This is a genomic window from Pseudomonas sp. F9001 (assembly GCF_013385435.1).
In the GTDB taxonomy this organism is placed as follows: domain Bacteria; phylum Pseudomonadota; class Gammaproteobacteria; order Pseudomonadales; family Pseudomonadaceae; genus Aquipseudomonas.
Genome location: NZ_JACAPX010000021.1, coordinates 118,628 through 129,573 on the forward strand (window position 1 = coordinate 118,628; position 10,946 = coordinate 129,573).

General features: G+C 59.5%; 12 protein-coding genes. 4 read left to right on the forward strand and 8 right to left on the reverse strand.

The annotated features are described in order from the left end of the window. The first annotated feature begins 180 nt into the window (after positions 1–180). Positions 181–603: an OsmC family protein gene (locus HX818_RS20830; protein WP_003210947.1), complete on the forward strand. Its 423-nt coding sequence runs from the start codon at positions 181–183 to the stop codon at positions 601–603. A gap of 64 nt (positions 604–667) precedes the next feature. Here the strand turns inward: HX818_RS20830 and coq7 are convergent, their stop codons facing one another. The 6 genes from coq7 to hemJ all read right to left on the reverse strand — a co-directional run bounded on the left by coq7 (position 668) and on the right by hemJ (position 5,134). After that, positions 668–1,315: a 2-polyprenyl-3-methyl-6-methoxy-1,4-benzoquinone monooxygenase gene (gene coq7 / locus HX818_RS20835; protein WP_003210945.1), complete on the reverse strand. Its 648-nt coding sequence runs from the start codon at positions 1,313–1,315 to the stop codon at positions 668–670. Between the two features lie 134 nt (positions 1,316–1,449). Further along, positions 1,450–1,788, reverse strand: coding sequence for a histidine triad nucleotide-binding protein (locus tag HX818_RS20840; RefSeq protein WP_003210943.1), 339 nt, complete (start codon positions 1,786–1,788; stop codon positions 1,450–1,452). A gap of 46 nt (positions 1,789–1,834) precedes the next feature. Next, positions 1,835–2,623 carry an SDR family oxidoreductase gene (locus tag HX818_RS20845; RefSeq protein WP_010167219.1) on the reverse strand — a complete coding sequence of 263 codons (789 nt, stop codon included), beginning with the start codon at positions 2,621–2,623 and terminating at the stop codon, positions 1,835–1,837. A 62-nt stretch (positions 2,624–2,685) separates the two neighbouring features. Continuing rightward, positions 2,686–3,651 carry a DUF805 domain-containing protein gene (locus tag HX818_RS20850; RefSeq protein WP_003210940.1) on the reverse strand — a complete coding sequence of 322 codons (966 nt, stop codon included), beginning with the start codon at positions 3,649–3,651 and terminating at the stop codon, positions 2,686–2,688. 61 nt (positions 3,652–3,712) lie between these two features. After that, on the reverse strand, positions 3,713–4,681 hold the full coding sequence (locus tag HX818_RS20855) for a nitronate monooxygenase family protein (protein ID WP_003210939.1): 969 nt from the start codon (positions 4,679–4,681) through the stop codon (positions 3,713–3,715). A gap of 24 nt (positions 4,682–4,705) precedes the next feature. Next, the gene (gene hemJ / locus HX818_RS20860) at positions 4,706–5,134 is read right to left on the reverse strand and encodes a protoporphyrinogen oxidase HemJ (RefSeq protein ID WP_003210937.1); all 429 of its coding nucleotides are present in this window, start codon (positions 5,132–5,134) and stop codon (positions 4,706–4,708) included. Positions 5,135–5,270: 136 nt separating this feature from the next. Here hemJ and argC point away from each other — a divergent pair, with 136 nt between their 5' ends. Next, a complete protein-coding gene (gene argC / locus HX818_RS20865; protein WP_003210935.1) occupies positions 5,271–6,305 on the forward strand; it encodes an N-acetyl-gamma-glutamyl-phosphate reductase in 1,035 nt (344 codons plus the stop codon). 162 nt (positions 6,306–6,467) lie between these two features. Next, positions 6,468–6,818, forward strand: a complete 351-nt coding sequence (gene erpA, locus HX818_RS20870; RefSeq protein WP_003176443.1) for an iron-sulfur cluster insertion protein ErpA — start codon at positions 6,468–6,470, stop codon at positions 6,816–6,818. 66 nt (positions 6,819–6,884) lie between these two features. Here erpA and HX818_RS20875 read toward each other — a convergent pair whose 3' ends face one another. Then, positions 6,885–7,976, reverse strand: coding sequence for an anhydro-N-acetylmuramic acid kinase (locus tag HX818_RS20875; RefSeq protein ID WP_177020671.1), 1,092 nt, complete (start codon positions 7,974–7,976; stop codon positions 6,885–6,887). Positions 7,977–7,979: 3 nt separating this feature from the next. Next, positions 7,980–9,395, reverse strand: a complete 1,416-nt coding sequence (locus HX818_RS20880; RefSeq protein ID WP_003210931.1) for a peptidoglycan DD-metalloendopeptidase family protein — start codon at positions 9,393–9,395, stop codon at positions 7,980–7,982. 211 nt (positions 9,396–9,606) lie between these two features. On the opposite strand from HX818_RS20880, the gene tyrS reads away from it, so the two are divergent. After that, positions 9,607–10,806, forward strand: a complete 1,200-nt coding sequence (tyrS, locus tag HX818_RS20885; RefSeq protein WP_003210928.1) for a tyrosine--tRNA ligase — start codon at positions 9,607–9,609, stop codon at positions 10,804–10,806. Positions 10,807–10,946 lie beyond the last annotated feature (140 nt).

The following is a 10,946-nucleotide window of genomic DNA, read 5'->3' on the forward strand; positions in this document are numbered from 1 at the left end:
CTACATCATCCAATGGATGGCAATGCGCCATTGATTTGGCGCCAGCTTAACAGACACATTCTGACTTCATTAGGGAATTTACCCAGCAAACCCTGCTGTTGATCGCTTTCATGGGAAACGCTGCCGGCCCAAAGTGCTGTGCTAAGCTGGCGACCCTTTTTTAGCAGTGGAGTCTGGGCGATGAAGGCACGCATCCAATGGGCGGGCGAAGCCATGTTCCTCGGTGAGTCGGGCAGTGGCCACGTGGTGGTCATGGACGGCCCGCCGGAAGCCGGTGGCCGCAACCTGGGCGTACGCCCGATGGAAATGCTCCTGCTCGGTGTAGGCGGTTGCAGCAATTTCGATGTGGTGAGCATCCTGAAGAAGTCCCGCCAGGCGGTGGAAAGCTGCGAAGCATTCCTGGAAGCCGAGCGTGCCACCGAAGACCCGAAGGTTTTTACCAGGATCCACATGCACTTTGTCGTCAAGGGCCGGGCGCTTAAAGAAGCCCAGGTCAAGCGGGCCATCGAGTTGTCGGCAGAGAAGTACTGCTCGGCCTCGATCATGCTGGGCGCTGCGGGCGTTGCCATCACTCATGATTACGAGATCATTGAGTTGGGCTGATTCTTCAATCGGCAGGCAAAAAGAAAGGGCGCTTGATAGCGCCCTTTTTTGTTTTCTGCTGAAACTAGATGCGGTACGTGCTTTTGGTCATGACCTTGGCCAGCAGGCTCATGCCAAATTTCACCGGTGCCGGGAAGCGGAAGCCGCCCGCGTCCAGCGCGCTTTCGGCGTGATGTTCTTCATCAATGCGCATCTGCTCAAGAATCGCCCGGGACTTTTCGTCTTCAGCCGGCAGTTGCTCGAGGTGTTCATTGAGGTGTTTGCACACCTGATGCTCGGTGGCGGCCACAAAACCCAGGCTGACTTTGTCGCTGATCAGCCCGGCCACCGCACCAATGCCAAACGATAAGCCGTAGAACAGCGGGTTCAGCACGCTCGGATGGCTGTTCAACTGGCGAATGCGTTGTTCGCACCAGGCCAGGTGATCGATTTCTTCTTCGGCGGCATGTTCCATCGCGGCGCGCACTTGCGGCAGCTTGGCGGTCAGGGCCTGGCCCTGGTACAGCGCCTGGGCACAGACCTCGCCGGTATGGTTGATACGCATCAGGCCGGCGACGTGGCGGGTGTCGGTCTCGCTCATCTGCGCTTCGGGCCGCACGATGGCGGGCGACGGGCGGTGCGGTTGGCCGCTGAATGGCAGCAGCGTGCGCATGGCCGTATCGGCTTGCAGCAACAGACGATCAATCGGCGAGTAGTGACGTTGGGTAGTCATGCTGACCTCCGGGAAGAATCTCGGCGGCCAGTTTACCGCAAGAGAGGGGGAAGCGTTTGCGCTGGGTCAAATTGCTTGTGTGGCGAGGGAGCAAGCTCCCTCGCCACAGCAAGCTGCCTCGCCACAGGTAGTGCTCAGCCCGGCGGCCAGTTCATCTGGCGTTGACCCAGAACATGCATGTGGATGTGATAAACGGTCTGTCCGCCATCTTCGTTGCAGTTCATCACCACACGGAAGCCCTTCTCACAGCCTTGCTCAACCGCCAGGCGCTGGGCGGTGAACAGGATATGCCCGGCCAGCGCCTTGTCTTCTTCGGTGAGGTCGTTGAGGGTGCGGATCGGCTTTTTCGGAATCACCAGGAAATGCACGGGTGCCATTGGCGCGATGTCGTGGAAGGCCAGGACCTGGTCATCCTCGTAGATGATCTTCGCGGGTATTTCTCTGTTGATGATCTTGGTGAACAGAGTATCCACAGCTGTTTCTCCATTGTGAAAGTGCAGGGTGAGTGTACTCAGGCGATCAGCGCGGGCAATAGGCCTTGTTGATCGCGCCGGCAATCTTGCGGGTCAGCCAGCGCGGGCTCAGGCGCGGGCTGAACGCCAGCCAGCGATTACGCCGGCCGGGAATGATGATGGCTTTGTTCTTGGCCAGCGCACGCACGGTGTAGAGCGCGACTTCTTCCGGGCTCATCAACTGTTGGCTGCGATCCAGCTTGGCGGTGTCCATTTGGGCGGTGCCGAAGAATGCGGTGCGGGTCGGGCCGGGGCAAAGAACGGAAACCTTGATGCCGCAGGTCTTCAGTTCCTCGCGCAAGCCTTCGGAAAAGTGCAGCACGTAGGCCTTGCTGGCGTAGTAAGTGCTCATCCATGGGCCGGGTTGGAACGCGGCAACCGACGCGACGTTGAGAATCTGCCCGCCGCCGTGCAGGGCCATGGCGTTGCCGAGTGCGTGGCACATGCGGGTCAGGGCGAGGATGTTGACCTCCATCAGGTCCTGCTCGGTCATCCAGTCCTGCGCCAGGAACGGGCCGCTGGTACCGATGCCGGCGCAGTTGACCAGCAGGTCGATCTGCCGCTCGCCTTCTTCCAGTTCCAGCAGGAACCCGGAGAGCCGCAGGGGCTCGCCCAGGTCACAGGCACGGAACAGCACCTCGACGCCGAAGCGCTGAGTCAATTCGATTGCAATGCTTTCCAACTGATCACGCTGGCGGGCCACCAGAATCAAGCTGCGGCCGCGACGGGCCAGTGCTTCGGCCAAGGCCAGGCCGATGCCGCTGGAGGCACCGGTGATCAGAGCGTAACGGGTCATGCGTTTCTCCATCGCAACGCTACCGGGCCTGTGACAGAGGCGTCACAGGCGTCGGGCGTTTTTCACTGTTGCGTAGAGTCTACAGGTTCGGCTGTGTCGTCAGCACTTTGCACATCGACTTCATCGACGGTGGTGGCCTGGTCGCTGTCGTCATCGGAGTTGATGGAGCTGCTTTCGTAGCTGCCGCCTACATCGCTTTCCAGTTGATCCAGGTAGCCGCTCATGCCAACCAACACCGCGCCGGCAAATACCAGCGGAATGAATGCGAGCCACAATGCGGAGAGGATTTTCACCGCAGTGGAGTTACGCGGTGGTGGCGCGCCGTACTGGTTTGCGCCCGTGTTACCGGGGAGGACCATCAGCAGGATCGGGAAGATGCTGCCAACGAAGGGCACCAGGTGCAGGAACCACAGCCAGCCGGACCAGCCCAGGTCATGCAGGCGCTGCACGGTGATCTGTACGCTGACCCACACAGCGGCCACGAGTATGGCAATCCCCACCAGGAAGCCAATGACCATGGCAATCGTCGGAGAGACCGCAGCGATACCAAGTCCGACGGTGAAGAACACGCTTGAGACGAGGAGGATCACCACGCTCAGCACCAGCGTCCACGCCAGGAAGCGCAGGCGTCCGATCCGGCCGTTGACGGTGAATACCTTAAGGGTGGAAAACTCCGGCAGGTTCTCGCCAACCGCGGCTCGGGGCGGGGCGTAAGGCGATGCGGCGGGGCGGGTGTAGTCAGTCGCGCTGCCGGAGTCCGTTTCATGGGTTTCGGCAAGGCTGAAGGCGACCGGCTGCTCTTCTTCTATCCGCGCATCCACCCCGGCGTTTTTCAGCGCTTGCAGATAGGTCTCGGCATCGGCGCGGGAAAGGTCGCGTTTCAGCGCGACCGGGCGGCCGGTGAAAAGCTTTTCGATCGCGTCGACATCACTTTTGAACAACTCGGCGAGGTTCAGCTTGGCGGTGGTGCTTTCGACACCCGGGAGCAATGCGCCATCAAACACAATCTTGAAACGGTTGTCGCTCATGCGGGCATCCTTGTCACTTGAATGGGGAGGCCTGCCTTGATCAGCAGGCTTGAATCGCGGATCAGCGTGGCCAGCGTTCAGGCAATTGTGCCGCATGCTCGAGCGCCTTGCGGTATTCGGCATCCAGGCGGGCCACGAGTTCATCGACGCTGGGCAAATCATCAATCTCTCCGACGCCCTGGCCGGCGGACCACACGGTCTTCCAGGCTTTGGCTTCGTCGTTGAGTGGCTTGAGCTTGGAGCCAAAATTGACTTCACCCTTGCCTTGCAGCGCGGCGAGGTCGAAACCGGCATTTTCCAGGCTCTGGCGCATGAAGCTTGCGGGAACACCGGAGACGGCTGGAGTGTGCACGATGTCGGCGGCGCGCGATGTGAGCAGCATCTCTTTATAGGCATCCGGGGCATGGCTTTCGGTGGTGCCGATAAAACGCGTGCCGAAATAGGCCAGGTCGGCGCCGAGCAGTTGCGCGGCGAGGATTTCGTGGCCGTGGTTCAGGCAACCGGCGAGCAGCAGGGTTTTGTCGAAGAACTGACGGATTTCTGCGATCAGCGAGAACGGGCTCCAGGTGCCGGCGTGGCCACCGGCGCCCGCCGCAACGGCGATCAGGCCATCGACGCCGGCTTCAGCGGCTTTTTCGGCGTGGCGCCGGGTGGTGACATCGTGGAATACCAGGCCGCCGTAGCTATGCACCGCGTCTACCAATTCTTTCACCGCGCCCAGGCTGGTGATGACGATCGGCACCTTGTGCTCGACGCAGATCGCCAGGTCAGCTTCCACCCGCGGGTTACTGTTGTGCACGATCAGGTTGACCGCATAGGGCGCCGGGTTATCCAGCAGCGCCAGGCCCGCTTCGATTTCTTCCAGCCACGCCTTGAAGCCGCTGCTTTCCCGCTGGTTGAGGGCAGGGAAGCTGCCGACGATCCCGTTGCGGCAGCAGGCCAGCACCAGTTGCGGGTTGGAGATCAGAAACATCGGCGCAGCCACGACGGGCAGGCGCAGACTGTGTTCGAGCGAAGCGGGCAGCGACATTGGAAGTACCCCGAGTAATAGAGATTAGAACGGTTTGACCACGACCAAAATTACGATAGCCAGCAATATCAGAACTGGCACTTCATTGAACCAGCGATAAAAGACATGGCTGCGGGTGTTTTCGCCACGGGCGAAACGTTTTACCTGCGCGCCGCACATATGGTGGTAGCCGATGAGCAGTACTACCAGGGTCAACTTGGCGTGGATCCACCCGCCGGATTGAAAGATGGCCGGGTTGAGGTAGATCAGCCAGCCGCCGAACACCAGGCTGGCGATCATCGCCGGGCCCATGATGCCGCGGTACAGCTTGCGCTCCATCACGCTGAAGCGTTCCTTGCTGATGGTGTCCTCGCTTTGGGCGTGGTAGACGAACAGGCGCGGAAGGTAGAACAGCGCGGCAAACCAGCAGACGATGCTGACGATATGAAAGGCTTTGACCCATAGATAAAGCATTTTTAGTTATTCCCAGGTTCACGGTAGCTGAAGATAGTAGTGGCTCTAGCGTCTACACGTCATGTTGAAGGTTGTCGCAGGACGATACGAACCCTATTATCGACGGCTTTCCAGTGGGTTCGTTGAGGGCAGGTTTATGGTCAAGGTCGGTATCGTCGGCGGCACGGGTTACACCGGTGTCGAATTGCTGCGTCTGTTGGCTCAGCATCCGCAAGCTGAGGTGGTGGTGATCACTTCCCGATCCGAGGCCGGCCTGGCTGTGGCCGATATGTACCCGAACCTGCGAGGCCACTATGACGGCCTGGCGTTCAGCGTTCCGGATATCAAGACCCTGGGCGCGTGTGATGTGGTGTTCTTTGCCACGCCTCACGGTGTGGCCCATGCCCTGGCGGGCGAGTTGCTGGCCGCCGGCACCAAGGTGATCGACTTGTCGGCAGACTTCCGCCTGCAGGACGCCGATGAGTGGGCCAAGTGGTACGGCCAGCCTCACGGTGCACCGCAGTTGCTGGAAGAGGCGGTGTACGGCCTGCCGGAAGTCAATCGTGAGCAGATCAAGCAAGCACGCCTGATCGCTGTGCCGGGTTGCTATCCGACCGCTACGCAGTTGGGTTTCCTGCCATTGCTGGAAGCCGGGCTGGCGGATGCATCGCGGCTGATTGCTGACTGCAAGTCGGGCGTCAGTGGTGCTGGTCGTGGGGCCGCTGTAGGTTCGCTTTACTCCGAGACGTCGGAAAGCATGAAAGCCTATGCAGTCAAAGGCCATCGTCACTTGCCGGAAATTCGCCAGGGGCTGCGTCGTGCTGCGGGCAAGGATGTCGGCCTGACGTTTGTGCCGCACCTGACACCGATGATCCGCGGGATCCACTCCACACTGTATGCGACGGTCGTTGATCGCTCGGTAGACCTGCAGGCGCTGTTTGAAAAGCGCTATGCCAATGAGCCGTTCGTCGATGTGATGCCGGCGGGCAGCCACCCGGAGACCCGCAGCGTGCGCGGTGCCAACGTGTGCCGTATCGCAGTGCATCGTCCACAGGATGGTGACCTGGTGGTGGTATTGTCGGTCATCGACAACCTGGTCAAGGGCGCTTCGGGCCAGGCTGTGCAGAACATGAACATCCTGTTTGGCCTGGATGAGAAGCTGGGCCTGTCCCACGCGGGCATGCTGCCGTAAATTTTCTGCTGTTGCGCAAAGGCCCGTTGATCGGGCCTTTCGTGTTTTTAATGGCCGCTGCGCAGATTGATATACCGTAACAATAGTTGACCGCTTTTCTAGGAGAAGCGGATAATGCCCGCCATCACGCATATGGCGGCGCTACGCCGGGAGATTATCAGCATGAGCGTTGAATCCTTCACCCCCACGGCTTTGCAATTCACCCACGGTGCTGCGCACAAGGTGAAGAGCCTGGTCGATGAAGAGGGTAATGATCGCTTGAAGCTGCGCGTATTTGTTACGGGCGGCGGTTGTTCAGGGTTTCAGTACGGTTTTACCTTCGATGAAGACGTGGCCGATGACGACACCATCGTTGAGCGCGAGGGCGTCAGCCTGGTTGTCGATCCGATGAGCTTCCAGTACCTGGCAGGAGCCGAGGTGGACTATCAGGAAGGTCTGGAAGGTTCGCGCTTCGTGATCAAGAACCCGAATGCCACCACCACTTGTGGTTGCGGGTCTTCGTTCTCGATCTGATCGACAGCGGATATAAAAACGCCGCTTGGCCTTGATAGGGCCAAGCGGCGTTTTGCTGTGTGGGATTCAGGCGGGGTAGATCGCGCCGAGTACACGAAGGCCGCGGGCGCCGGTGACGCTGGGGCGGTTGGCGGCGATGCCTTCCAGGCAGCAATGGGCCAGCCAGGCGAACGCCATGGCTTCGACCCAGTCAGGGTCTACGCCGCAGGTGGCGGTGCTGCTGACCTGGGTCGCCGGCAGCAGGGCGCTCAGGCGGCTCATCAAGGTTGCGTTGTGGGCGCCGCCGCCGCAGACCAGCAGGGTTTCGGTCTGTGGTTGGGCGGTTTGCAGGGATTCGACGATGGTCAGGGCAGTCAGCTCGAGCAATGTGGCTTGCACGTCCTGGGCTGCGAATGGCGGCAATCGTCCCAGGTGATGCTCAAGCCATCCCAGGTTGAAGACTTCGCGACCGGTGCTTTTTGGCCCTTTGGTCACAAAGAACGGATCGCTGAGCAATGCCTTGAGTAGCTGGGGTTCAACCTTCCCGCTGGCAGCCCACTGGCCATCGCGGTCGAAGTTCTCGCCGCGTTGCTGGTGAATCCAGGCATCCAGCAGGACATTCCCCGGGCCGCAGTCGAAGCCCGCGACCGGTTTGCCGGTCTCGATCAGGCTGAGGTTGCTGAAGCCGCCCACATTCAGTACGGCGCGGTTGCCCGTACGCTCGCCAAACAGTGCCTCATGAAATGCAGGCACCAGCGGGGCGCCTTGGCCTCCGGCGGCGACATCGCGGCTACGGAAATCACTGACGACGGTGATTCCCGTCAATTCGGTGAGCAGCGCCGGGTTGCCGATCTGCACGGTAAAACCCCGTGCAGGTTCGTGACGAATGGTTTGGCCGTGGCTGCCAATCGCTCGAATGTCCTGGTGCTTGAGGTTCTGCTGATCGAGTAGGGCGTGAATACCTTGGGCGGCAAGCGTCACCCAGTTCTGCTGCGCGAGCGCCGAACGGGCAATCTCGTCCGGGCCGCTGGCGCACAGGCCAAGCAGCTCGGAACGCAGGGATTCAGGCATGGGGATGTAGTGGGTGGCGATCAGCTTGATCGCCGGGCCTTGCTCGATCAGCGCAATGTCCAAGCCATCAAGGCTGGTCCCGGACATCACACCTATATAGAGCGACATGGCTTAGCGCTTCGCCGAAGCCAGGAGAGTCGAGCGCTCCTGGTCCATGCGGGCCATCAATGGCTGGCTCTGCTGCAGGAAGCGAGCGCGCTCGGCCTTCGCGATCGGGTCGGCCATTGGCAGCTTCTGGCCCAGTGGGTCGACGTGCACGCCGTTGACCTGGAACTCGTAGTGCAAGTGCGGGCCGGTGGACAGCCCGGTAGTGCCGATGTAACCGATCACCTGGCCCTGCTTGACGTTGCCGCCGGTCTGGATGCCCTTGGCGAAACCTTGCATGTGGCCATACAGCGTACGGTAGGTGGCCCCGTGCTGGATGATCACGGTGTTGCCGTAGCCGCCACGGCGACCGGCCAGCAAGACCTTGCCGTCACCGGCAGCCTTGATCGGCGTGCCACGCGGGGCGGCGTAGTCGACGCCTTTGTGAGCGCGAATTTTGTTCAGAATTGGATGCTTGCGACCCATCGAGAAACGCGAGCTAATACGGGCGAAGTCAACCGGGGTACGGATGAACGCCTTGCGCATGCTGTTGCCATCGGCGGTGTAGTAGCTGCTGTTGCCTTGTTTGTTGGTGTAGCGCACGGCGGTGTAGGTCTTGCCACGGTTGGTAAACCGCGCAGAAAGGATGTTGCCGGTGCCGACGACCTTGCCGTTGGCGACCTTCTGTTCGTAGATCACGTCGAATTCGTCACCCTGGCGAATGTCCTGGGCGAAGTCGATGTCGTAGCCAAACACGCTGGCCATGTCCATGGTCATGCTGTGGGACAGGCCGGCGCGGGCGGCGGACTGCGACAGCGAGCTGTTGATCACGCCGTGTACATAGGCGGAGCGCATGACCGGCTTGGTGGTGATGCGGTTGAACGCAAAGCCCTTGGCGCCTTTGGTCAGGGTGATGCTTTCCAGGTCGCTGACGTTGCTGTGCAGGTTGGTCAACTGGCCGTCGGGCGCCAGTTCGAATTCAAGCTTCTGGCCATGCTTGAGTTGGGTGAATTGCTTGGCCTGCTTGTCGCTTGCCAGTACATCGTTGACCGTCGCGGCGGGGAGGCCGACCTTTTCGAACAGGGTCGAAAGGGTGTCGCCCTTGGCAACAATGACTTCCCGGTGCAGCGGGTTCTTGGGTGCCTCTACTACCGCAGGTTCGGCCTGCGCGGTTTCCTTGGTGTCTTCGGCGCTGCTTTCGATCTGGGCAAACGGCGATTCGGCTGCGCCATTTGTGGCTTGAAGTGCGTCGGAAGCGTCTTGATCTTGTGTCAGTTGCTCAACCGGACTTTCAAGGTCAAGGCTTAGGGTCGTTCGTTTGGCTTCTACGTCGCTGGAAGGAAATACCAGGAGTGCCAGGCTCAGAAGGGCGGCGATCCCACTTGCGGCGAGCAGGTGGGTCTTCGGGTAAAGCGGCGGCGCTTTAGACGGTTCTGTGGTCATAAGTAATTTTGACTTTGAAAAGATGAATTGGAAAAGATGAATGACATGATGAAGATGAAATAACTGTATAAAATATAACCAAATCATCTGTGGTGCAAGCTTGCGAACGCTGGGCTTGCTGAACGGTGTCCGTGCGCAGGGCAAAACTTGTAATTAGTCCCTGATCTTGTATGGTTGGTTCCCTTTTGAATCTGAGCCTTGCGGGTCTGTTATGAAGTCGGTTGAAGAGCAGCTAGCGCTGATCAAACGTGGTGCGGAAGAACTGTTGGTCGAAGCTGAGCTGATCGAAAAGCTCAAGCGTGGCCAGCCCCTGCGTATTAAGGCCGGCTTTGATCCGACGGCGCCGGATCTGCACCTTGGGCATACGGTGCTTATTAATAAGCTGCGCCAGTTCCAGGAACTGGGGCATCAGGTGATCTTCCTTATAGGTGACTTCACCGGGATGATCGGCGATCCGAGCGGCAAGAGCGCTACGCGTCCGCCGCTGACCCGTGAGCAGGTTCTCGATAACGCCGAGACCTACAAGACCCAGGTCTTCAAGATTCTTGATCCGGCCAAGACCGAGGTGGCCTTCAACTCCACCTGGATGGATCAGATGGGGCCGGCGGATTTCATTCGTCTTACGTCCCAGTACACCGTTGCTCGCATGCTCGAGCGCGATGACTTCGATAAGCGCTACTCCACTAATCAGCCGATCGCTATCCATGAGTTCCTGTACCCATTGGTTCAAGGGTATGACTCGGTGGCGTTGCGTGCCGATGTCGAGCTGGGCGGTACTGATCAGAAGTTCAACCTGCTGATGGGGCGTGAGCTGCAGCGTGCGTATGGGCAAGAGGCTCAGTGCATTCTGACGATGCCGTTGCTGGAAGGGCTGGATGGCGTCAAGAAGATGTCCAAGTCCCTGGGTAACTATGTCGGTATCCAGGAAGCGCCGGGTGTGATGTACGGCAAGCTGGTTTCGATTCCGGATGCGCTGATGTGGCGTTACTTCGAACTGTTGAGTTTCCGCTCGATGGATGAGATCAATGCACTGCGTGCTGAAGTGGAAGCTGGGGCTAACCCGCGGGATGTGAAGATCAAGCTGGCTGAAGAGATTGTTGCGCGCTTCCATGGTGAAGAGGCTGCGGCCAGTGCTCACCGTGCTGCGGGTAACCGTATGAAGGATGGCGAGCTGCCGGATGATCTGCCTGAGATTGAATTGACTGCTGGCGAGGCAATGCCGATCGCTGCCGTCCTTAATAAGGCGGGCCTGGTGAAGAACTCGGCGGTGGCGCGCGACCTTCTGGGGTCTGGCGGTGTGCGTATAGATGGTGAGGTTGTCGATCGCACCTTTATATACGAGCTGGGCGCGACCCACGTTTGCCAGGCCGGCAAGAAGGCATTTGCGCGTATTACGCTTAAATCCGAATAAACCTGAAATTAACTGTTGACGGCGTTTTATATCTGTCTATAATTCGCCCCACTTCCGGCGCAGTCGAAACGGAAAACTCCTTGGTAAACAATGAGTTATGTAGGTTTCGATAGCGAGCTGCTTCAGATCATCGAAGCCCA

Excerpts from the sequence above, each read along its gene's own strand:
- HX818_RS20830 (WP_003210947.1), top strand. The coding sequence starts at position 181 with ATGAAGGCACGCATCCAATGGGCGGGCGAAGCCATGTTCCTCGGTGAG.
- coq7 (WP_003210945.1), bottom strand. The coding sequence starts at position 1,315 with ATGACTACCCAACGTCACTACTCGCCGATTGATCGTCTGTTGCTGCAA.
- HX818_RS20845 (WP_010167219.1), bottom strand. The coding sequence starts at position 2,623 with ATGACCCGTTACGCTCTGATCACCGGTGCCTCCAGCGGCATCGGCCTG.
- HX818_RS20850 (WP_003210940.1), bottom strand. The coding sequence starts at position 3,651 with ATGAGCGACAACCGTTTCAAGATTGTGTTTGATGGCGCATTGCTCCCG.
- HX818_RS20855 (WP_003210939.1), bottom strand. The coding sequence starts at position 4,681 with ATGTCGCTGCCCGCTTCGCTCGAACACAGTCTGCGCCTGCCCGTCGTG.
- hemJ (WP_003210937.1), bottom strand. The coding sequence starts at position 5,134 with ATGCTTTATCTATGGGTCAAAGCCTTTCATATCGTCAGCATCGTCTGC.
- argC (WP_003210935.1), top strand. The coding sequence starts at position 5,271 with ATGGTCAAGGTCGGTATCGTCGGCGGCACGGGTTACACCGGTGTCGAA.
- erpA (WP_003176443.1), top strand. The coding sequence starts at position 6,468 with ATGAGCGTTGAATCCTTCACCCCCACGGCTTTGCAATTCACCCACGGT.
- HX818_RS20875 (WP_177020671.1), bottom strand. The coding sequence starts at position 7,976 with ATGTCGCTCTATATAGGTGTGATGTCCGGGACCAGCCTTGATGGCTTG.
- HX818_RS20880 (WP_003210931.1), bottom strand. The coding sequence starts at position 9,395 with ATGACCACAGAACCGTCTAAAGCGCCGCCGCTTTACCCGAAGACCCAC.
- tyrS (WP_003210928.1), top strand. The coding sequence starts at position 9,607 with ATGAAGTCGGTTGAAGAGCAGCTAGCGCTGATCAAACGTGGTGCGGAA.